This window comes from Pseudidiomarina sp. CB1, assembly GCF_024752025.1.
Classification (GTDB): Bacteria; Pseudomonadota; Gammaproteobacteria; order Enterobacterales; family Alteromonadaceae; genus Pseudidiomarina.
The window spans coordinates 26,658-49,392 of record NZ_JANTPU010000003.1 but is presented as its reverse complement, the minus strand read 5'-3'; the positions used below and the strand labels follow the sequence as shown (position 1 = coordinate 49,392).

General features: G+C 50.4%; 20 protein-coding genes. 13 read left to right on the top strand and 7 right to left on the bottom strand.

The features are described 5' to 3' along the window. Window positions 1-9: 9 nt before the first annotated feature. Window positions 10-1,395: a PhoH family protein gene (locus NV375_RS11465; protein WP_258808335.1), complete on the bottom strand. Its 1,386-nt coding sequence runs from the start codon at window positions 1,393-1,395 to the stop codon at window positions 10-12. Between the two features lie 157 nt (window positions 1,396-1,552). Here NV375_RS11465 and NV375_RS11460 point away from each other — a divergent pair, with 157 nt between their 5' ends. Both NV375_RS11460 and NV375_RS11455 read left to right on the top strand, forming a co-directional pair. Then, window positions 1,553-4,258, top strand: a complete 2,706-nt coding sequence (locus NV375_RS11460) for a helicase-related protein (protein WP_258808334.1) — start codon at window positions 1,553-1,555, stop codon at window positions 4,256-4,258. Then, a complete protein-coding gene (locus NV375_RS11455; RefSeq protein ID WP_258808333.1) occupies window positions 4,255-4,911 on the top strand; it encodes a pseudouridine synthase in 657 nt (218 codons plus the stop codon). The genes NV375_RS11460 and NV375_RS11455 overlap by 4 nt, the downstream gene beginning before the upstream one ends. On the opposite strand, the gene djlA is transcribed toward NV375_RS11455, so the two are convergent. Beyond that, window positions 4,883-5,692 (bottom strand): co-chaperone DjlA, encoded by an 810-nt coding sequence (djlA, locus tag NV375_RS11450; protein WP_258808332.1) that lies wholly within the window; start codon window positions 5,690-5,692, stop codon window positions 4,883-4,885. The two genes, NV375_RS11455 and djlA, sit on opposite strands and share 29 nt — an antisense overlap. A gap of 44 nt (window positions 5,693-5,736) precedes the next feature. After that, window positions 5,737-6,738, bottom strand: a complete 1,002-nt coding sequence (locus NV375_RS11445; protein ID WP_258808331.1) for an aminoglycoside phosphotransferase family protein — start codon at window positions 6,736-6,738, stop codon at window positions 5,737-5,739. Between the two features lie 117 nt (window positions 6,739-6,855). Between NV375_RS11445 and NV375_RS11440 the strand changes: the two genes are divergently transcribed. Genes NV375_RS11440 through NV375_RS11415 form a run of 6 tightly spaced genes read left to right on the top strand, consistent with a single transcriptional unit; the run spans window position 6,856 to window position 13,430 of the window. Continuing rightward, on the top strand, window positions 6,856-9,120 hold the full coding sequence (locus NV375_RS11440) for an LPS-assembly protein LptD (protein WP_258808330.1): 2,265 nt from the start codon (window positions 6,856-6,858) through the stop codon (window positions 9,118-9,120). A 9-nt stretch (window positions 9,121-9,129) separates the two neighbouring features. Then, window positions 9,130-10,422, top strand: coding sequence for a peptidylprolyl isomerase SurA (gene surA, locus NV375_RS11435; RefSeq protein ID WP_309491690.1), 1,293 nt, complete (start codon window positions 9,130-9,132; stop codon window positions 10,420-10,422). Between the two features lie 5 nt (window positions 10,423-10,427). Further along, window positions 10,428-11,411 (top strand): 4-hydroxythreonine-4-phosphate dehydrogenase PdxA, encoded by a 984-nt coding sequence (gene pdxA / locus NV375_RS11430; protein ID WP_258808468.1) that lies wholly within the window; start codon window positions 10,428-10,430, stop codon window positions 11,409-11,411. A 10-nt stretch (window positions 11,412-11,421) separates the two neighbouring features. Beyond that, window positions 11,422-12,231, top strand: coding sequence for a 16S rRNA (adenine(1518)-N(6)/adenine(1519)-N(6))-dimethyltransferase RsmA (gene rsmA / locus NV375_RS11425; protein ID WP_258808329.1), 810 nt, complete (start codon window positions 11,422-11,424; stop codon window positions 12,229-12,231). Further along, a complete protein-coding gene (apaG, locus tag NV375_RS11420) occupies window positions 12,228-12,596 on the top strand; it encodes a Co2+/Mg2+ efflux protein ApaG (protein WP_258808328.1) in 369 nt (122 codons plus the stop codon). Before rsmA ends, apaG begins: the two co-directional genes overlap by 4 nt. 12 nt (window positions 12,597-12,608) lie before the next feature. Next, entirely contained in the window at window positions 12,609-13,430 is an 822-nt protein-coding gene (locus NV375_RS11415; RefSeq protein ID WP_258808327.1) for a symmetrical bis(5'-nucleosyl)-tetraphosphatase, read from the top strand. Here the strand turns inward: NV375_RS11415 and tyrS are convergent. Next, window positions 13,427-14,629 carry a tyrosine--tRNA ligase gene (gene tyrS / locus NV375_RS11410; protein ID WP_258808326.1) on the bottom strand — a complete coding sequence of 401 codons (1,203 nt, stop codon included), beginning with the start codon at window positions 14,627-14,629 and terminating at the stop codon, window positions 13,427-13,429. The genes NV375_RS11415 and tyrS overlap by 4 nt on opposite strands. A 224-nt stretch (window positions 14,630-14,853) precedes the next feature. On the opposite strand from tyrS, the gene NV375_RS11405 reads away from it, so the two are divergent. Beyond that, window positions 14,854-16,254: a peptidoglycan DD-metalloendopeptidase family protein gene (locus tag NV375_RS11405; RefSeq protein ID WP_258808325.1), complete on the top strand. Its 1,401-nt coding sequence runs from the start codon at window positions 14,854-14,856 to the stop codon at window positions 16,252-16,254. Window positions 16,255-16,263: 9 nt separating this feature from the next. Beyond that, a complete protein-coding gene (locus NV375_RS11400; protein ID WP_258808324.1) occupies window positions 16,264-17,400 on the top strand; it encodes an anhydro-N-acetylmuramic acid kinase in 1,137 nt (378 codons plus the stop codon). On the opposite strand, the gene pepQ is transcribed toward NV375_RS11400, so the two are convergent. Genes pepQ through NV375_RS11385 form a run of 3 tightly spaced genes read right to left on the bottom strand, consistent with a single transcriptional unit; the run spans window position 17,397 to window position 19,809 of the window. Next, window positions 17,397-18,707, bottom strand: coding sequence for a Xaa-Pro dipeptidase (pepQ, locus tag NV375_RS11395; protein WP_258808323.1), 1,311 nt, complete (start codon window positions 18,705-18,707; stop codon window positions 17,397-17,399). The genes NV375_RS11400 and pepQ overlap by 4 nt on opposite strands. Before the next feature lie 18 nt (window positions 18,708-18,725). Further along, entirely contained in the window at window positions 18,726-19,073 is a 348-nt protein-coding gene (gene erpA, locus NV375_RS11390) for an iron-sulfur cluster insertion protein ErpA (RefSeq protein WP_126774004.1), read from the bottom strand. 55 nt (window positions 19,074-19,128) lie between these two features. Further along, window positions 19,129-19,809 carry a DUF6776 family protein gene (locus NV375_RS11385; protein ID WP_258808322.1) on the bottom strand — a complete coding sequence of 227 codons (681 nt, stop codon included), beginning with the start codon at window positions 19,807-19,809 and terminating at the stop codon, window positions 19,129-19,131. A 95-nt stretch (window positions 19,810-19,904) separates the two neighbouring features. Here NV375_RS11385 and hemJ point away from each other — a divergent pair, with 95 nt between their 5' ends. From hemJ to hemL, 3 genes are all read left to right on the top strand, one after another. Further along, window positions 19,905-20,333, top strand: coding sequence for a protoporphyrinogen oxidase HemJ (hemJ, locus tag NV375_RS11380; protein WP_126774008.1), 429 nt, complete (start codon window positions 19,905-19,907; stop codon window positions 20,331-20,333). 87 nt (window positions 20,334-20,420) lie between these two features. Further along, window positions 20,421-21,434 (top strand): aspartate carbamoyltransferase, encoded by a 1,014-nt coding sequence (locus NV375_RS11375; RefSeq protein WP_126774010.1) that lies wholly within the window; start codon window positions 20,421-20,423, stop codon window positions 21,432-21,434. 20 nt (window positions 21,435-21,454) lie between these two features. Then, a complete protein-coding gene (gene hemL, locus NV375_RS11370) occupies window positions 21,455-22,735 on the top strand; it encodes a glutamate-1-semialdehyde 2,1-aminomutase (RefSeq protein ID WP_258808467.1) in 1,281 nt (426 codons plus the stop codon).

Here is a 22,735-nt window from a genome sequence, read left to right as displayed (position 1 = left end):
GCTATAGAGTTACAGGTTTTCTTCAGCGTATTGCGCTAAATTACTTCGCACTACACCATTCAAATTGACGGTCGCACTGCCCGGATAATCTTTAAAACGCTCGACGATATAAGTCAGGCCTGAAGTTACCGCCGTCAAATAGTAACTATCAATCTGCGCTAAGTTACCAGAACAAATAATCTTCGTGCCCGTACCACAACGCGTAATAATCGTCTTCAATTGCGAAGCCGTTAAATTTTGCGATTCATCAAGCAAGACAATCGCGTTTTGAATACTCCGACCGCGCATAAAATTCAGTGACTTAAACTGAATGTTCGCCTTATTCATAATGTAGTTAAGACTCGAATCCATGCTTTCATCATGTTTATGGAGCACTTCTAACGAATCGGTAATGGCCGCCAGCCATGGCGCCATTTTTTCCTCTTCCGTGCCCGGCAAATAGCCGATCGACTCAGCGATCTCAGGCGTGTTCCGCGTGACAATGATCTTTTCGTAAATACCTTGTTCAATCACCAGCTCTAGTGCTGATGCCAGTGCCAACAGGGTTTTACCACTACCTGCAGGCCCCGTGAGAATCACCAAATCGATACTCGGGTCGAGCAAGGCATTCATGGCCATCGCTTGATAAATATTCTTTGGATGAATACCCCACGCGTGGTAACTCATCATGCGTTCGAAACCTAAGTCGTGTATGCGCACCTGTTCGCTATCGTAGCCCACAACTTTGGCGGCAAAATGCTCTGTTTCATCAATTAGATACTGATTACGGAACACGCTCGGCAACACGGCACGTTCAACTTCATGAAACGTCTCACGGCCTTCTTGCACACTCGTCACTTCACCAACGTTCTGCCAGAAATCGCCTTCTAACTCGACGAAGCCTTTTGACAAAAAGCGAATATCATCGATCAATTGGTCAGTGCGATAGTCCTCGACAAACTTGATGCCAGCACCTTTCGCCTTCAAACGCATGTTGATGTCTTTCGTCACCAACACCACTTTGGTTTGGCTATGCTTCTTTTGTAACTCAAGCGCTGCTTGAATAATGCGGTGGTCGTTTTCCGACAAGTTCAGCACCGAGTCGGTTTGCTTTAATTGGTAGTCAGGAAAAATTGCTAACGTACCTTCAGCATGGTGCGCCCCCTGCATACGACTCAAGGGTACACCGGCTAAAATTTCTTCTGGACTTGCGTCTTTCAATGCATCCTCGAGCGAACGAATGGCAACGCGCGCTTCGCGGCTTACATCTTTATGGCGATCTTTTATATTGTCGAGCTCTTCCAGCACGACCATGGGAATGACGACGTTGTGTTCTTCAAAATTCAGGAAAGCGAGGGGTTCATGGAGTAAGATGTTGGTGTCTAACAGATAATATTTGGGCGTTGTTTCTGTCATGCGCAACCTCAAGCAGCAGGAATGTTTAATTATAATTTTTGCGTGCCAAGCAACTTTAAGACTAGCGCAGATTTCATGAAAATGATGTGAAGAATGAAAAAAATTTCGCTACCATGTGCGCCCTTTTTGCAAGTCGCAGTTAGTAGAGGAAGTTTGCATGACCCAAAGCACGGTACAAGATCCTGCACAAGCGTTTGTTGCTGGCCAGCGTTGGCTTAGCGAAACCGAACTCGAGCAAGGACTCGGCCTGATCACTCAGGTCAATGGCCGCATGCTAACTGTGCTGTTTCCCGCCACCGGGGAGCTGCGTCACTACGCTAGCCAACAGGCTCCCTTGGCCCGCTACCAGTTACTGCCCGACGATCGCGGTCAGCATGCTGACGGCTGGTGGTTTCGTGTCACCGAGATCAGTGTAAGCAATCATATTGTCACTTATCACGGACTGCGCGAAGACACGACTGAAGAGGTGACCCTACCCGAGGCACAATTGGCCGCCCAGGTTGCCACCCAGCATCCGCTCACACGCATTCTTGCTGGCAAGACCGACCGCCTTGATATGTATCGCCTGCGCCAACAAGCGCAGCAACACCTGCAACGTTGGCAACAAAGTAAAGTAAGTGGCTTAATCGGCGCTCGAGCACAACTGCTTCCGCATCAACTCTATATTGCCTACACCGTTGCCGATCGCTTTCAGCCACGCGTGTTACTGGCCGATGAAGTGGGACTCGGCAAAACGATTGAAGCAGGCATGATCTTACAACGCCGTCTATTAACCGGTCGCAGCCAACGTGCGCTGATCATTGTTCCTGATAGCCTATGCCATCAGTGGTTAGTTGAGCTGAAACGACGCTTCGCTTTGGCCTTCAGCCTATTTGATAAAGAACGCTGCGCGACCTTAAGCGACGACCATGAGAACGTGTTCGCCGCCGAGCAACTCATCCTTCTGCCACAAAGCTTACTCGATGACGCACAATGGTTGACGCAATTGCTCACCGCCGACTTTGATCTGCTGATTGTCGATGAAGCGCATCGCGTCGAACCCGCATCAGATCACTTTAGCCAATTGCAGCAACTTACCGCGGCGATTAGTAGCGTTTTGCTCCTAACAGCAACACCGGAGCAAGCAGGTATGCCTGCACACTTTGCGCGGCTGCAGTTACTCGACCCTGATCGCTTTCATGATTTTGCCGCATTTCTTCGTGAGCAAGAAAACTATCAAGCACTCACGCCAATGGCGGAAGTCCTTGCCAAGTATGGTGCGGAGAAATTGCTCGACCGCTTGCTTGATTTCTACGGCACTGGCCGGCTTATGTTTCGCAACAGTCGAGCCCATATTGGCGGTTTTCCGGAACGTCATTTGCACACCTACGAACTGACTGAACTCGAGCTCGAAGGTGCTGATGCTTTTACCGGAAAAGCACACTGGTTACGTCAATTACTGCAACAACACAAACACGAAAAAGTCGTGTTAATTTGTGGTTCGTCACTTACCGTACAAGAACTCTACGATTATTTACGCATCGAGCATGGCATTCATGCCGCAGTGTTTCACGAGGGCATGACGCTGCTAGAACGTGACCGCGCCGCCGAATTTTTTGCCAGCCCTGAAGAAGGTTGCCCTATTCTGTTGTGTTCGGAAATCGGCAGCGAAGGGCGCAACTTCCAGTTTGCCCAACACTTGGTATTATTTGACTTACCGACTCACCCAGATTTACTCGAGCAACGTATAGGCCGCCTTGATCGAATTGGGCAAAGCGCCACCGTACATCTTCATGTGCCAGTGGTGCTCGGCACGCGTGACGACCTTTTGTTGCAGTGGTACGAAGCCATGCAAGCATTTGCGCAACCCAATGCTGTCGGGTCACTTATCTATGACACCTTTGCCAACGAGCTGGCGTGTTTTATCAACACCTCTGGCGATGATGACGGTTATGACGCTGACGCTTTTGACGCATTGCTGAACGCTACTGCACAACGCGCAGCAGAGTTGCGCGAAAGTATTGGCAATGGTCGCGACAAGCTGCAAGAGCTGAATGCATTTCGTCCGCAGCAAGCGCAAGCCATTATCACTGAAGTCGCCGCTCATGAGCGCAGCGCTGAGCTCGCCACCTTTATGCAAGAGTTTTGGGCGCGCTTCGGGGTTGATTACGATGCCCTTAACGATCACAGCGGTTGGTTACGGCCAACTGAACATATGCGCGTGACCTTGCCAGGACTGCCCGACGAAGGCATCACTGTAACCTTTTCCCGTGACTATGCCCTTGCGCATGAACACGTTGAGTTCCTCACTTGGGACCATCCACAAGTGCAGCATGCGCTCGAGCTGTTGACACGTGACAGCTATGGTTCAACCTGCGTCGCATTGATGCAAAACCGTGCCTTACCTGCTGGAGCTTGGTTTGTTGAACTTAACTTCAGTAGCCAGCTCACCACTGCGGCGAATCTGGTCGCACAAGAGTTTTACCCGCAACAAAGCTTGCGCGTTCTGTTAGATAGCCAAGGTCGTGATTTAACCACGCGAGTTGCTGCTGGAGCCCTTGACCAACAATTACAGTTCGTCGATAAAAAACAAGCACGACAGCTTATGCAGCAATTACGCCAGCAGCTACAGCAGCACATTAAGGCGGCATGGGAGCCAGCCGAACAGCAACAGCAGCAACGTGTTGTTCAAGCACAACAGCAACTCACGCAGACCATGCACGCTGCCCAGCAACGGTTACACGAACTAAAACAGCGTAACCCTGCGGTACGGCAAGCTGAAGTTGATGCACTGACCGAGCGTGAACAGCAACTGCAACAGGCACTCCAACAGCCGCTGTTACAGCTTGATAGTGTGCGCGTGATGGTGAACATGCCCGCATGACGCTACTTCATTACGCGCCACCTACCGACCCATACTTGACGCTGGTGCATCAGGATGACGCGTTGGTGGTGGTGAATAAACCCGCGGGACTACTTAGTGTGCCGGGGAAAGATCCTGCCCACCGCGATTCAGTTTGGGCACGTGTCACGCGGGTGTTCCCAGAAGCGCGTATTGTGCATCGGTTGGACATGGCGACCTCGGGCTTGCTGGTGTTGGCGCTTGACAAGCAGGCACAAGCGCATCTGCAGCGCCAGTTTGAACGTCGGGTGGTACGCAAGTATTACCGCGCACGAGTGGCTGGGCAGCTACCGGCACAGCGTGGCAGTATTGAACTCGCCATGCGCTGCGACTGGCCCAATCGCCCGCGACAGATGATTGATCTGATCGAAGGCCGCCATGCGCAAACGCGTTATCAAGTGGTGAACTATCAAGATGGGGTAAGCGAAGTACTGTTATTCCCGGTAACAGGCCGGTCACATCAATTACGGGTACACATGCAAGTGCTCGGCACACCTATTTTAGGTGACAAGTTTTACGCTGACGCTGAGGCTTATGCTGCAGCGCCACGTTTGCTATTACATGCTGAGGAAATTGGTTTCTTGCATCCGCACACCGAACAGCCGATTAATTTTCACTGCCCTGCTGACTTTTAATAAGCTCATAGGCGGCTTGAATTTCTTGCGCTTTTTCCTGCGCTGACTCACGCATTTCGGGCGGAAGACCTTGTGCTGCTAATTTGTCGGGATGATGCTTTGCCATCAGTTTGCGATAAGCTTTTTTGACCTCAGCAAAACTTGCTTGGCGGGTAACCCCTAAAATGGCATAGGCATCGTCTAAGCGTTCACTTGGGCTCTGGCTTGGACCACTGCCTTGATACCCAGCTCCGCCTTGCCCGCCACGAAAACGCTGGCCCGCTTGCGCCATTTGCAGCCACAAATCAAGTTGCGCACGGCGAAAACCTAATGCTTGAGTAACGCGCAGCAACACGTCGTATTCCGCCTGCTCAAGTTTACCGTCGTGCAAGGCCACCACTAAAATTTGTTCCACAAAGATTTGCAACAGATCTTTGCGCCAGCCCACTTGTCGACGAAACGCCGAAACTTTGGTCACCAACGGATAATCCGCTTTTTTACCCTCGCGAAAAGCTTCTTGTGCCTGTGCCTGAGCTGACTCGTTAAGTTTCAAATGTTGCATCAACGCCGAAACATAGTTGATGTCTTGCTCGGTTACGCGGCCCTTGGACTTGGCCAAATGCCCCAGCACTGCAAACAAGGTGTCGATGAAGGACTTTTGCATTGCTGCCCCACCACCTTGGCGCATATTTTGCTCAAGCGCTTTGTCGAACCAGTGACCAATCAGAACACCCAGAAAAATACCTGGCCAACGCAACAATAGGTAGCCGAAAAATCCACCCAGCACTTTACCCCAAACCATGTCTACTCCTTCGCCTTAAAACAAACTCAACTGCTCGTCTGTAACTACTCACTTTGGGCAAAAGCGGGCATAACGCGCTCAACCAAAAATGCACGAAAATCATCAAACTCCGCGTAAATCGCTGCAACATCGTGAAGATAAGCCAAATTTCGCGGAATATCTTGTAAATAACCGGGATTGCCATCACGCTCATAACGGCGCGCAAACAGGCCACTTACGTAGCAATGGCGTTGCATGCCCATCCAATCAAACCAACGTTGCCATGTCGCTTGATCAACGTTGAGATCACTGCGCGTCTGGCGCAGATAGAAATAGCAATCCTCGGCAAGTTGCTGAACCTTGGTCTGCGGCCAGCGCACATAACAATCGCGCAGCAAACTTACCGCATCGTAGGTGATCGGTCCAACGGCGGCATCGTGAAAGCCGGTAAACGCGAGCTCGCCTTCACCTTGCACCAAAATATTGCGCGCGTGCAGCTTTCGATGCACACCGACTTGCGGCTGCTCAAGCGCATTGCTCACCATGCGCTCACAAAAATCTTGCCACAACGCTTGCTCTGCGGCAGTGAGTTGCAGTTGTAAATGCTCTTTGAGCAGCCATTGCGCCATGAGTTCCAATTCGGCTCGAAGTTCTTGCTCGCCAAAAGTCGGTAAAGGCCCCTCTTCTGTCGCTTGAACCTGCATGATTTTTGCCAGTTGCGGGTACACTTGGGAATACCACGAAACCATCGTAGGTTCACTAAGATGACTTAACAGCAGACTAGAACCTAAATCTGTCATCAACATAAAGCCGCGTTGCTCGTGAACAGCAACTAACTCCGGCACAAATACCCCGTGCTGACTGTAACTGTCAGCAACAGCGCTATAATTACGCAACGCCTGTTCGGTATTTTGGGTATCTACCGCAATAAAGCTACGTACACCATCCGTCACGCGGTAATAGCGCCACGGTCGTGCGTCACCAAAAACTGGCTGCAAATCCTGCTGAGCTTGACCCGTTACCGATTCGCACCAAGCTTGCAATTGCACTTCTCGCTTATTTTCCACGCTATTTCCTCGTTCACAAATGGCAGGCTTAGTTATTTTGCTTTATCATACCTTCCACATTAGAAAGGACAACGTTGAGTCAGCTATCGCATGCATTACATTACCAAAGGAGCCTGCTTGGGCATAAGTTTCGCGCTAACTGTTGGTTTCTCCAGCCGCGCGACAGCTCAAGACAACACAGACTTTTTGCAACAATGCCCCGTGCGAGCGCCGCTGTTTGTCACCACCGACTTAGATCCCATTGATGAATTGGCCTCCGGAGCCATTGGCGTGCGTGCGGATGCAGCTGACATCGATTCTGAGACAACTTTGGCATCTTTTACCGGTAACGTACAAGTTCAACTTGATCAGCAATTCTTATTAACCGAACAGGCGACAGTGAATCAAGAGTCGGGTAATATCAATGCGAGCGGTGCAACCCAATTTACCGACGGCTACGTGCAAGTCAGTAGTGATAATTTTCGGCTTAACTCAGGCGATAACCGTGCCTACTTAGCCGGTGCCAAATACCAGCTACGCGACACCGGTGCACACGGCACCGCTGAGCTACTTTCGATTTCACCAGAACAAGTACTGCTGGCTGGATCAACATTCACCACTTGCCCAACCGATCAACCAGCATGGCAGCTGAGTGCCGACGAAATCAAGTTAAGTGAAGACGAGGCGTGGGGCGAAGCATGGCATGCGAAGTTCGAACTCTTTGGTGTGCCCGTTTTGTACGTCCCTTACATCAACTTCCCGATTACCGATGAGCGTAAGTCAGGCTTTTTATTTCCAACCGTACGCTCCTCGCAAAAAAACGGCTTCGAGTTTGAAATTCCTTACTACATTAATATTGCGCCTAACCAAGATGCAACGATTACACCGCGATATATGGCGGAACGCGGGTTGCAATTACAAGGTGAATACCGTGCACTCACTGAAGGTGGTTCTGGGCAAATTAACGTTGCTTACCTCGACAACGACGATAGTTTAGCGAACGACGATTCACGCTATCTTTGGCGCGTCGAACATCAACAACGTTGGAGTCCAAATTGGCGCTCGTACGTTAATATTCTCGACACCAGTGATGATGATTATTTAAATGACTTTGGTAGCGAGTTTGCCGGCCGCGCCGACGCACAACTCTATCGCCACGCGCGGGTTGATTATCATAGCGAGCATGCGCAGGTAATGCTCCGGGCGGAAGATTTCGAGATTTTGGGTGACTATCGTTCGCCGTACCGCACGGCGCCGCAATTAACCACGTTATTTGACTGGCAGACCTTAAGTGCGCTTGAACTCAACTTGTTTTCCGAACTTACTCATTTTCGGAATCAAGACAATAGCAACGACTACGCGACACGATTCCATATTGAGCCTGCAGTAAAACTCGCGTTCGAAGAGCCCGCTTACGACTTCCTTAGCGAGTTGCGTTACAGCTACACCTATTACGACCAAGCTGCAATTAGTACCCAAAACAATCCGATGCTGGGTGAAAATCCGTCGCGCACCGTGCCGCAGTTCCGCATCCGCGGACGCTTGAACCTAGAGCGTGATTTTGCCTGGGGTGACGACAGCTACCAACAAGTTTTGCAGCCACAAATTCAATACTTGTACGTGCCTTACCGTGACCAATCGGCTATTGGTATCTACGATTCAACGCTTATGCAGGACGACTACCAAGGTCTGTTCCGCGCGCGGCGCTTTTCGGGCCTCGACCGTATCGCCGACGCCAATCAAATTACTGTTGGTGCTTCAACCAGTATCTTTAACGAAAATGCCCGTGAATTGCTGCGCTTTAGTGCGGGACAAATCTACTACTTTGATGACAGCCAAGTCAGCTTATTTGGGGAAGAGAGTCAAATTGCGAATGACCGCTCAGACTTAGCTTTCGAAACACGTTTTCGCTTCAACAATCGTGTGTACTTGAATGCTGCAATGCAATACGACATGGAGCAAAACAATACCCGCAAAAGTCAGACTGCGGTTGAGTACCGTGTCGATGAGCGTAACCTCATTCAATTTAGTCACCGGCAAGTTACAAATATTCTTAACGACGATATCGAACAATTAGGCCTGCAAGCGGTCTACCAAGTGAAAGCCAATTGGCAAGTGGCCAGCAACTGGTTTTATGATCTTGAACAGAAACGTACCAACGACGCACTTCTTGCGTTACAGTACAACGATTGTTGTTGGGCGATACGCGTCAGTGCTTATCGACGTATCAACCGAAATTTAGAATTACAAGCAACTGACCCGATGAATCAGCAACCAGAATTTGATAACGGCGTCAGTGTACAATTTATTATTAAGGGGTTAGGGTCCGATAACAGTAATTTATTCGACCTCATTGAGCAGAGTCTGTTCGGTTATCGCCACCCGTTTTACTTAAGCAACTAGGTAGTTTTCATGATTAAGATGTTGAAAATAGTGAGCATTGCGTGGCTTACCCTCGCAAGTTTGACCATTCCGTTACAAGCCAATGAAGTGCTCGATCGTGTTGCCGTCATCGTTAACGATGGCGTCATTCTTCAAAGCGAAGTCGACACTATGCTCGTGCAAATTAAGCGTAACGCCGCTGAGCAGGATATTAAATTACCCAGTGATGATGTTTTACGAGTGCAAGCAATTGACCGCCTCGTCTTACAAGAAATTCAACTCCAAATCGCGCGCCGCAATGGTATCGAAGTAAGCGATGCGCAACTTGAGCAGACCATTGCTAGCATCGCTCGCGAGGCAGGTATCACCGTCGAAGAGTTACGTGCCGAAATCACCGGCCTTGGTTCAACGTGGCAAGGTTATCGCGAATCCATTCGACGCGAGATGATCATTGGTGAATTACAGCGTAATGCGGTTCGCGATCGGGTTTACATTTCCCCACAAGAAATTGCCAACCTAACCAGCATGATGGAAGAAATGTCGAGCAATGAAGTTGAGTATCGCTTAAGCCACATTCTTATTGGCCTGCGTGATGGCAGTAGCAGTGACGAAGTGCAAACAGCGCGAGAACGTGCTGAAAACGTTTTGCAATCATTGCGGGATGGCCGCGATTTTGCCGAAACAGCGATCAGCTCTTCGGCTGGTTCACGGGCATTAGAAGGCGGTGACCTCGGCTGGATGAACATTAACGCCATGCCGACGCTCTTCGCTGAAGCCGTTCGCGACAAACGCAAAGGTGACCTCATTGGTCCGATCAAAAGTGGTGTTGGCTTTCACATTCTTAAAGTCGCCGATACCCGCGGTATTGAAACCGTCGAAATTGAAGAAGTGAAGGCACGCCATATCTTATTGCGCCCTTCGGTTATTCTTTCTGACAAACGCGCCAAAGAGCAGTTAAACGAGTTCCGTCAACAGATTATCAGTGGTGAAGCGGAGTTTTCCGACTTAGCACTCGAGCACTCTGACGATACCGGTTCAGCGAGCCAAGGCGGTGACTTAGGCTGGAATGACCCTAGCGTTTTTGATGATGCCTTTAAGCAAGCTGTGGAAAACGCAGAGCTTGGTGAAATCAGCGAACCATTCCGCTCGCAATTTGGCTGGCACATTGTTGAGGTGCTTGACCGCCGAGTACAGGATGCCACCGAGCGAAGTAAAGAAAACCGCGCATACCAGTTGCTGTACCGTCGTAAATACCAAGAAGAACTGGAAAACTGGCAGCAAGAAATGCGCGACCAAGCCTACATTGAAGAGGTCACTGAGTGACGCTAATGCGCATCGCCTACAGTACGGGTGAACCCGCCGGTATAGGTCCCGACATTGCTGTGCTGTTAGCACAGCATTCTTGGCCCTGCGAACTGGTGGTATTGGGCGACAAGCAAGTACTCCAAGACCGAGCACAACAGCTCGGTCTTGCCGTTTCATTGGTCGCTTATGATGCACAGCGTGCGCCACAACAATGGCCGCAGGGCACCTTAGTGGTTGCGCAACATGACACCGCAGTTGCGGTTACTGCCGGACAGCTTAATCCAGCAAACAGCGGCTACGTCGTCGAACTACTCGAGCATGCTGGCCGTGGCTGTCTTGCGCAAGAGTTTGCCGCAGTGATGACTGGGCCAGTCCACAAAGGCGTCATTAATGATGCTGGCATCTCCTTTAGCGGTCACACAGAGTTTTTTGCCGAGTTAAGTGACACCGAGCAAGTCGTAATGATGCTTGCCACTCCCGGTCTGCGCGTGGCGCTCGTCACCACGCACTTACCGTTGACACGCGTCGCCGAAGCCATTCAACGCCCTCTCGTTGAGCGCGTGTTGCGCATTGTGCATGACGATTTGCAACGCAAATTTGGCTGTGCCGAACCAGAAATTTTAGTTTGTGGCTTGAACCCTCACGCTGGCGAACAAGGCCACCTAGGACGCGAAGAAATAGAGCACATCACACCCGCACTCAACGCGTTACAGCAAGAGGGTATCAAGGTAAGCGGCCCGTGGCCTGCGGATACGGTTTTTCAGCCTCACTATTTAAAAAATGCCGATGCAGTGGTCGCGATGTACCATGATCAAGGGCTGCCCGTGCTAAAATATCGAGGATTCGGTAACGCGGTGAACATTACCTTAGGGTTACCCTTTATTCGCACTTCAGTCGACCATGGCACCGCCCTAGACAAAGCCGGCAGCGGTGATATATCGATTGGCAGCGCCCAATACGCTTTGCAGACGGCCATCGACATGGCACTACAGCAGCAACAGAATTGATGAGAATTACATGAGTAAAACCCACCTCGGTCATCGCGCCCGAAAACGTTTTGGACAAAATTTTCTTCACGACACCATGGTCATTGACGCCATTGTCGATGCCATAAATCCGCAAAACGATGAACAGTTAGTTGAGATTGGTCCTGGACTCGCAGCATTAACCGAGCCGGTAACCGAGCGCATCGAGCACTTAACGGTGGTTGAGCTGGATCGCGACCTCGCCGACCGACTCGAACAGCACCCGTTCTTACAACGGAAACTGACGGTCTATCGCGGCGATGCCTTGAAAACCGATTTTCGGCAGTTTCAAACCGACGAGCGCAAGTTGCGGGTGTTCGGTAACCTGCCGTATAACATTTCGACGCCAATCATTTTTCATCTTTTAGACCAACTCGAAAGCATTCAAGACATGCATTTTATGCTGCAAAAAGAAGTGGTCGACCGCTTAGCCGCAGCGCCCGGCAGTAAGACCTATGGCCGGCTATCGGTGTCAGTCCAGCAAGCTTGTGCAGTGGAACCTGTATTAACCGTGCCAGCAGGCGCTTTTACCCCGCCGCCTAAGGTTGAGTCTGCGGTCGTACGTTTAACTCCGTACACCGAACCGCCGCATCCTGTCCACGACCGCAAAACCCTACAGCAACTCTGTTTAGTGGCTTTTAACCAGCGCCGTAAAACGATTCGTAATAACCTCAAGCAACATATTCCAGCCGAGCAATTGGAACAACTGGGGATTGATCCTGGCGCACGTCCAGAAACCTTGAGCGTGGCCGACTACTGCCGTTTAGCAAACTGGTATTACGAACAGCAAGGAGACTTATGAGTACGATAGTAATTGACGTTAAGACCCATTACCTTGCCGCACAATCCGATCCGGACAAAGGACAATATGTATTTGCCTATACCATCACCATCACCAACCAAGGTGAGCAATCGGTCCAGCTCTTGAATCGCGCTTGGCGAATTACCGATGCGGACCACAAAATCACCCGAGTTGCTGGTGATGGCGTGGTCGGTGAACAACCGCACATCGCACCCGGCGAATCCTTCAGTTACACCAGCGGTACGGTGTTAGCGACGCCAATCGGCACGATGGAAGGCCATTACGGCATGGTCAATGCAGACGGCAGTAAATTCGAAGCGAAAATCCCTTCGTTCCGGCTTGCCGTGCCGAATATTTTGCACTAATTCGGTAACGCAATGGCTCGGTACTTCGTTGGTGATCTTCAAGGTTGCGTCAAACAACTCGATACTTTACTGGCGGCGGTCAACTTTGATCGTCGCTTTGACGAGCTTTGGTGTGTGGGTGATATCGTCGCCCGCGGCCCCGACTCACTCGCCTGTTTAGAGCGTCTACACGAATTGGGCAGTGCCGCGAAGTGTGTCTTGGGGAATCATGATCTCAATCTCCTTGCGGTACTTACCGGAGTTCGTAAGGCTAACCCCAAAGACAAACTCGACGCTATTCTTGCACTACCCGTTGAAGAACAACGTCATTGGATAGATTTTTTAGTACAACAGCCTTTGTTGCAACATGCCGATGATGTGGTCATGACCCACGCGGGCCTCTTCCCCCAGTGGAGTCTCGCCGAAGCGAAAAGCTACGCTGACGAAGTGAGTGAGAGCCTGCAACGCGCTTGGCGCATGCAAAAACTCGGCCCTTGGTTAAACAAAATGTATGGTAATGAGCCTGCTTGCTGGTCTCCCAATTTAAGCGGACCAGAACGCATCCGCTTCATCATTAACGCGTTCACGCGCATGCGTTTTCTTGATCACCAGCAATGTTTGAATTTAACCGTAAAAACAGCGCCGAACGACGACACCAAGGCACAAGGCTTATTGCCTTGGTTTGCGCACTGGCAGCCACAACAATTTAGCTTGGTATTCGGGCATTGGGCGGCATTACAAGGGCACACGCAGCGTGATGATGTAATTGGTTTAGACACCGGTTGTGTCTGGGGTGAGCATATGACGCTCTTGCGCTGGCCTGATGGCCAGCGCTGGTATGCGGAAAATAACTAGTTGAGCGTCACACGGGCAAACTTGCGTTTACCAACCTGATAAACAGCCGTGGTTCCTGCCTGTACTTGTAGTTTTGCATCGGTAACTTTCTCACCGTCAATTTTGACTGCGCTTTGTTTAATCATGCGCATGCCATCGGACGTTGAATTCACCAATCCTGCATCTTTCAGTAAGTTGCAAATGCCCAAACTACCGTCGTCACTGGCCAACTCAAGCTCAGGCATATCATCTGGAATCGCATTTTTACTAAAGCGCTGCACAAAGTCTTGCTCAGCAGCATCCGCAGCTGCGGCATCATGGAAGCGCGCAATAATTTCTTTGGCTAACAGAACTTTGTAATCACGAGGGTTAGCACCGTCAGCGATCGCCTGCTTAAAGCTAGCAATTTCATCAAGCGGACGGAAGCTTAGCAACTCGTAGTAACGCCACATTAATTCGTCAGAAATCGACATCAACTTACCGAACATATCGTTAGCAGGCTCGGTAATGCCGACGTAGTTACCCAAGGATTTCGACATTTTTTGTACACCGTCGAGACCTTCGAGCAATGGAACCATAATCACCGTTTGCGGCTTTTGGCCTTCTTCTTTCTGAAGTTCACGCCCCATCAGCAAATTAAAGCGCTGATCAGTACCACCCATCTCAACGTCGGCTTTTAACTCGACAGAATCCCAGCCTTGCACGAGAGGGTATAAAAACTCATGAATGGCGATCGGCTGGCCAGTATTATAGCGCTTTTTAAAATCATCACGCTCCAGCATCCGCGCCACTGTTTGGCGAGCTGCAAGTTTAATCATGTCGTCAGCGCCAAACTTACTCATCCATTCAGAATTGAAGCGTACCTCAGTTTTGGTCGGATCAAGAATCTTGAAGACCTGTTCTTTGTAGGTCTGCGCATTGGCGAGCACGTCATCGCGCGATAACGGCTTACGGGTCACATTTTTGCCCGTTGGATCGCCGATCATGCCAGTAAAATCGCCGATCAGAAAAACAACTTTGTGGCCGAAGTCTTGGAACAGGCGTAATTTATTGATGAGTACCGTATGACCTAGATGCAAATCAGGTGCAGTTGGATCAAATCCGGCTTTGATCACCAGCGGCTTACCCTGCTCGAGCTTTTCTTTAAGTTCTTCTGTTAGCAGAATTTCTTCGGTACCACGCGCGATTTCAGCAAGCGCATCCGCGACTGACATTGCCATGCTCTTTTCACTCCTGATTAAAAACCATCACCCCAACTTGGGCAAAAAATGCGGTCAACATTTAGCTCTAAACGGGGCATTGTATGCTATTTAAAGCGGTGTTTTAAGCGCAAATAACGGTAAAGCGACTGGAAAATAGTCACACTTCGTATTATTCTGCAACAAAACCTAATGGAAATTAGGTGGTCGTAAAGAAGATAAAGTGCGCTAACCGCAGGAAGTTTATGAAGGTCATTACTCAACGAATGGCAGGACTGTTCGCACAGTTGCCCCGCCGTCACCAAATTCTTTTGTCCGCTGTGGCGTTGACCACACTGACAGTTGTGTTGCTGCCATCAGAGCCAGCGACAGCGTCGCGTAATACCTCAGATCCAAGTCTTGCCGACAAGCAGCTCATTTTGGGTGAGCGCCTTGAGGTGCCAGTAAAAGTGAAAGGCGGCGTAGCAAAACCTGCCGCACAAGCTGTCGATGGCCGCCAATTGCCCGCGCTTGATGACACTACTGCTGCCGACACCGTGGTTATTGAAGAACCCGTGCAACCAAGTGTGCACTGGAGCGGCTATGAAGTGAAGTCAGGTGATAGCTTGGCACGCATTTTTGATGTTATGGGCTTTACGCCGCAACAGCTCTATAAACTCACGCAAGATGATCAAGCAGAGAAATATTTGCTGAAGATTCATCCTGGCGACACCCTGCGTTTTGCCAAAGACCCTGAGGGTGAGCTCATTCAGTTGGCGTTCCAAATTAGTCCAATTGAAACTCTCATCGTCAGCCAGACTGAACAAGGTTACGTCAGCGAAATCGCGACCAAAGAAGTCCAGATTCAAGAAGCGTTTGCCTACGCTGAAATTGATTCCAACTTCTGGAACGCTGGTATCAACGCAGGCCTGACCGATAATCAAATTATGAGTATCGCCAACATCTTTGGTTGGGACATCGACTTTGCTCTCGACTTACGTAAAGGCGACGAATTTTCGGTGATTTACGAGAAAGAATATGTCGATGGCGAGTTTGCGGGCTATGGCAAGGTTCTTGCAGCTGAATTCGTCAACCAAGGCAACAAATATCAGGCAATTTTGCACAATAATGGCGAATACTATGCCGCTGACGGTAAAGCCATGCGTAAGTCATTCTTACGCTCGCCGGTGAAGTTCACTTACATCAGCTCGAGCTTTAATCCGCGCCGATTGCACCCAGTGACGGGTCGGGTACGTCCGCATAACGGTACGGATTACGCAGCGAATGTTGGTACACCGGTGATGTCCTCCGGTGCCGGTAAAGTTATCGCCAGCGCCTATGACAATTTGAATGGCAATTATGTCTTTATCCAGCATGGCGAACGCTATGTGACCAAGTACTTGCACTTGAGCAAGCGTCACGTGAAGCGCGGCGATCGTGTTAAGCAAGGCGAAGTTATTGGCCGCGTTGGCGCAACGGGTCGCGTCACTGGCGCCCACTTACATTACGAATTCTTGGTCGACGGCGTGCATCGCAATCCACGTACCGTGAAGTTTCCACAAGCAGAATCGCTCACCGCGCAAGAGCTACCTGAGTTTAATAAGATCGCTGAACAACGTTTAGCGATGCTGGCTGACCAAAAACGCGTTCAGCTAGCCATGCGCTAATACAGTCGTATGCAAGCGCAGCAGGAACTCTATATCGGGCTGATGTCAGGCACCAGCATGGACGCACTTGATGCCGTGCTGGTGGACTTTCAAGGCACACAGCCGAAGCTTCTACAACACATTGATACACCACTTGGTGAACCGCTACGCAGCGAGCTCATTGCCTTATGTAAGCCCGGCAATAATGAACTGCACCGTCTGGCCTTAGCCGACCGACAATTCGCCGAGCTCTCAGCGGAACTCGTGCTCAGGTTGCTACAGGTCGCGGGCTATCCGGCATCGGCAATCCAAGCGATTGGCAGTCATGGGCAGACCGTGCGCCATATGCCCGAAGCGATTTCACCCTACACCGTGCAATTAGGCGATCCCAATACGCTTGCTGCCCTTACCGGAATTCCGGTAGTCGCCGACTTTAGACGCAAGGATATAGCGCTTGGCGGCCAAGGTGCGCCGCTGGTTCCAGCGTTTCATGATGCGCTCTTTCGCCAACAGGCTGCTGGCGCTAACGCAATTGCCATACTCAATCTCGGCGGTATCGCCAATATCTCGGTATTACAAGCGCAGAACAATGAAGTGCTGGGTTTTGATACCGGTCCTGCCAATACCTTGCTTGATCTTTGGTTTCAATTGCAACATCCCGATGCTGCCACCACCTTTGACCGTAATGGCGATTATGCCGCCAGCGGTAAAGTCATCGATAGGTTGCTCGAGAAGCTCATGCAAGACCCGTATATTCGGCAAGCGCCACCGAAAAGTACCGGACGTGAGTATTTTAATCAGCAATGGCTAGAGGATTATCTTGAGCAGCTTCCACATTGGCATGGTGCTGACTTACAAGCTACCCTGGCGGAATTTACTGCGCAGTCAGTGGCGCATGGTTTACAGCAATGTCAGGTAGATAGTATTGAGAAAGTTTATGTCGCAGGCGGAGGCGCATTCAATCGGGATCTTATGCAGCGTCTACGCCACAATTACCCTCAGGCGAGTTGGCATTCAGTGGCAGAGCTTGGAGTTGACCCACAACACTTAGAGGCAATGGCATTTGCCTGGCTGGCACGTCAATATATGTTGCGCCAGCCTGGCAATTTACCCACCGTGACCGGCGCTAGCCGCGCCACGGTGTTAGGCGGATTATATCTACCTTAAAGCTTGGCAAATGCGTCGCGGGTAAGATTTTCATTGTTGCCGTTCTCACCGACCACAATACTATCTTCAATCCGCACGCCACCATAAGGCCGCAATTCATCAATCCGTTGCCAATTCAGCTCCTTGGCATCAGCATAAGCTTCAAGCAACTGATCAACCACATACAAACCAGGTTCAATGGTAAACACCTGCCCTGCTTCTATTGGACGCAACAAGCGTAAGAACGGATGACGCGGATCACGATCATAGAGATCGCCACGATCGTTACGCAAGAAGCCGCCAACATCATGCACTTGCAAACCGATAAAGTGGCCTAAGCCGTGCGGGAAGAACGCACTCGAAATTCCTTGCTCATAAATACTCTCGGCAGAGCCACGCACGAGCTCAAAATCACTCAGTATTTGCGCGATCTTAAGATGTTGTGACACGTGTAACTGATAGTAGTTAATGCCAGGCTTAATTTCGCTCAACAATTCTTGTTGCGCAGCGTCGACCGCGTTGACTAAGTCGGCGAAGAAGCCGGTTTCGCTGCGACTGTATGTGCGGGTGATATCAGCACAGTAACCACGATAGGTGGCTCCGGCATCAATCAGGAATGAGCGACTTTCTTGCGGTGCGGCCGTCTCATAGACATCGTAGTGCAAGATTGCGCCATGCTCATTCAACCCTACAATGCTGTTGTAAGGCAGTTCACTTTCACGAAAGTTAATCGCCGCAAGGTAGGCATGATGAATTTCCAATTCGCTTTTACCAGCGAAAAAGGCGTCCTTCGCCGCTAAGTGCGCTTGCGCTGCTCGCTCATTGGCAACACGCAGGTTTTCAACTTCCCAGGCGGTTTTTAACGCACGGTGAAAATGTAAGTGATCAATCAAGTTCTGTGGGTTACGGGCACGCACTGGCCAGCTATTCACTGGCTCAGCAAAATCTTCACCAATAAACGCAGTAGCCTTTAGCTTGTCACCCAAATAAGCAGTTAACTTATCAAGCTCATCAATGACCACAAGTTCAACATGATCTTGCCACTCCGCAGGCTCAATCTTTACGGCGGCATGCCAGAAATCGCGCGGCTGGAACAAAAACACAACTGGCCGCTCGCCAGGTGTGTAAAAAATCGCACTTTTCGGACTATCCGTTACTGGGATCCAATATTTGAAGAGAGGATTAACCTTGAATGGTGCGGGATTGTCATCGAGGAAGGCAACTCGAGGTTGTCCCGCATACACCAGAACTGAGTCAAAATCGGTCGCAGCAAGTGCTGCGTCAAAACGTGCTTGAACCGTCGCAATATGCGCCGCGTAAGAACTCATGAAGACCTCGCTTGCGAGTTATACAGAGAAGCTAGCGCCACAACCACAAGTAGTTGTCGCATTAGGATTGTCAACGAAGAAACGTGCGCCTTGCAGGCCTTCTTCGTAGTTAACAGTGCCGCCCACTAAGTACTGAAGACTCATAGGGTCAACCACCAGAATGACACCGTTCTTTTCGATTTCCATGTCACCAGGGTTTACTTTCTCGTCAAAAGTAAAGCCATATTGGAAGCCTGAACAACCGCCCCCAGTCACGTACACACGCAACTTCAACGCCGGGTTTTCCTCGTCGGCGATCAGGGTTTTTACTTTATTCGCTGCCGCTTCTGTAAATTGAATCGGCATTGCTTGCGCTGCATCAGTCATTCGAATACTACCTCCACTTATAAGGCGTTCATTTTCTCGTACCTGACTAAAGCGGTCAAGTATTGTCCCTCGTTAGTTCGCTCCACAAAAACACCCGCTCGAGCTCACGTGGTGAGCCATCCTCGAGACGTACACGAATACGCACCTGTTCGGGGGCAAACCCAACGGGTAACCGAAAACTTCCTGTTTGCGCTTTAAAATAACGCATCGTGAAGCTTTGTTGATCAGCGCTTAGTCCGGCGAGTTCATATAAGTCTAAGGTGATGACCTGGTCGTCCTCCGCGCGCCCCTCGACAGTGGCGTGTAGCGTCCCCTTTACAAATCCTCGCTGCCGCTCCGTTTGTAACACCGCAAAACGGAACTGATAATGTCTGTCGTCACTCAGTTGTTTGAGTTCAAAGTCATCCACCACAACACCGGCAGCAGTCAGCTCTGGTGCCATAATCTTCTGGTAAAAACTCAGCTCACGTTTCTGTGCTAAAACTTCGTCTTGTAAAGCTGCAAGCTCCTGTTGTAATTGCTTGCTCGCGGCTTGTTCGATGCCCAGTTCTACCTCGGCCATGTGACGTTGGTAATCGGCTGTTTCCGCTTGCTCGTAAAGTGTCAGCTCACGTTCCTCTAGCTCGGCAACACGCTGCATCAAATACCAGTTATGCCCAGCGCCGAGCAGATAGCCAATAGCTAAGCCAGCTAATCCAAGCAACACAAAGAAAATGTATTTTTGCTTCTCATTCATAACGGATGTTCTTATCATGGAATGCACGACATAGTACGCAGCATCGCTTCGGGTCGCAACTTAGCGAAGCGCCACTCACAACTTAGGAACGTACAATGACACTGCTTTGGGTCAAAGGATTACACCTAGCGTTTATGGTCGCTTGGTTTGCCGGGATTTTCTATTTGCCGCGCCTGTTTGTCTATCATGCACAAACCGAATCAACTGAAGTCAGCGCGCAGTTAAAGGTGATGGAACGTCGCCTGCTCTACTTTGTCACGCCATTCGCGATCCTTACGCTCGTTTTTGGGGTGTGGTTGATCGTTGCCTACGGCAGCGCTTGGTTTGCCGCTAGTGGTTGGATGCACGTAAAGTTAGCTATCGTCACTTTGCTATACGGCTACCATATGTATTGCTTTAAATTGCTTGCCGATTTTGCCCACGACCGCAACCGCCGCAGCCATAAATTCTATCGTGTCTTCAATGAAATACCGGTGCTGGCATTGTTTGCGATTATTCTGTTAGCCGTGCTGAAGCCTTTTTAAGCGCAACATTCTTTTTGTTGGCGTTCTTTGCTATCATTGCGGCCCAGTGTTTGAACACCTTTTCTCAACTCACTGAGGCCTTACGCTATGAACTTTACGGGCGCCAATATACTCTCTGTCGAGCAGTTTAATCGCGATAGCATTGAGCAAATCTTTCAGGTCGCGGATCGCATGCTGCCCTATGCACGGCGACAAAAGCGCACACGCGTGCTCGACGGCGCCATTCTCGGGAATTTATTTTTCGAACCTTCGACGCGAACCCGCGTTAGTTTTGGTACGGCTTTCAATTTGCTAGGTGGCGAAGTTCGTGAAACCACCGGAATGGAAAGCTCAGCACTAGCCAAGGGTGAGTCGCTGTATGACACAGCGCGAGTACTCAGTAGCTATAGCGACGTCATTGCCATGCGGCACCCCAAATCGGGTTCAGTAGCTGAGTTTGCCGAGGGTAGTCGCGTACCTGTCATCAACGGTGGTGACGGCGCCAACGAGCACCCAACACAAGCGCTCCTCGACTTGTACACGATTAAAAAAGAGCTGGCGTACCACGGCCATGCTGTCGACGGCATGCACATTTGCATGATGGGCGACCTTAAATTTGGCCGCACGGTGCACTCGCTGTCGCGTTTACTGGCGTTGTACAACAACATTCGCTTCACGCTGATTTCACCACGTGAACTGATGATGCCCGATAGTGTGATGAACGTGATTGAGAAAGCCGGACACCATGTTGTTGTTACCGATCAAGTAAGTGGTAGTTCCGACGCCGATATCGTCTATCAGACCCGCATTCAACAAGAGCGCTTTACTTCGCCTGCGGAAGCTGATCAATATCGCGGCAAATTCCGTTTAAATAGCGAAATTTACACCAAGCACTACAAACCGAACACCGTCATTATGCATCCGTTGCCGCGTGACTCGCGCGCCGAAGCCAACGAATTGGATAATGACCTTAACCAAAATCCGAATCTCGCCATTTTTCGCCAAGCCGATAATGGTGTACTGATTCGTATGGCGTTGTTTGCACTGACCTTAGGGGTCGCTGATCAAATTGAAAAGTATGAATGTGAAGTCAACTGGTACAGCGACAAGCGCAACGTCTAACTCACCAAGAGAGGATCATGATGTCTCGATCTGAAGATTTATTTGCCCAAGCCCAACTCACCATCCCAGGTGGCGTTAACTCACCAGTCCGCGCCTTTAATGGCGTCGGTGGCTCGCCAATTTTCATTGAACGGGCTGACGGTGCTTACATGTATGACGCCGATGGTCAGCGCTATATCGACTATGTCGGATCTTGGGGACCAATGATTCTCGGGCACAATAACGCCGCGATTCGCGAGGCCACCCACGCTGCAGTTGAACGTGGTTTGAGCTTTGGTACACCGACCGCCAGCGAAATCACCATGGCCGAGAAAATTATCTCACTCGTGCCATCGATCGAAAAAGTTCGCATGGTCAATTCCGGTACCGAGGCTACGATGACCGCAATCCGCTTGGCGCGCGGTTACACTGGTCGCGACAAAATTCTCAAATTCGAAGGCTGCTATCATGGTCATGCCGATGCGCTATTGGTAAAAGCTGGATCAGGCGCGCTAACGCTGGGCGTGCCCAACTCACCAGGGATTCCAGAGGATTTCGCTAAGCACACCTTGACGGTCACCTTTAATGATCTTAACTCAGTTCGCGCCATCTTCAGCGAAGTCGGGAACGAGATTGCCACCATCATTGTTGAACCGGTCGCTGGCAATATGAACTGTATTCCTCCAGCACCAGGCTTTCTTGAAGGCCTGCGTGAAATCTGTGATGAATTCGGCAGTGTGCTGATTTTTGACGAGGTTATGTCCGGCTTCCGTGTTGCCCGCGGTGGCGCACAAGAGTTCTACCAAGTTACCCCAGATCTGACGACCCTTGGTAAGGTCATTGGTGGCGGTATGCCTGTGGGGGCTTTTGGTGGTAAGCGTGAAATCATGGACTATATCGCCCCAGTAGGCCCTGTGTACCAAGCGGGAACACTGTCAGGCAACCCTGTTGCGATGGCAGCTGGACTTGCTGCACTGAATCAACTCGATAATGCTGAGCTCTACCCAGACTTAACTGCAAAAGTAGAGCGCTTAGTCACTGGTATGCAACAACTTGCTGACGCTGCAGGTGTGCCATTCACCACCAACCGTGCGGGTTCGATGTTCGGCTTTTTCTTTAGCAAAGATCCGCAAGTGAGTAGTTACCAACAGGCAACTGCGTGCAACATGGAGCACTTTAAGAAGTTCTACCACAGTATGCTGAAACAGGGAGTCTACTTGGCGCCATCAGCTTTTGAAGCCGGTTTCATGTCGGCGGCACACACTGACGCCGATATCGACGCTACCTTGGCGGCCGCAAAAGTCGCCTTTGCCGAGCTGTAA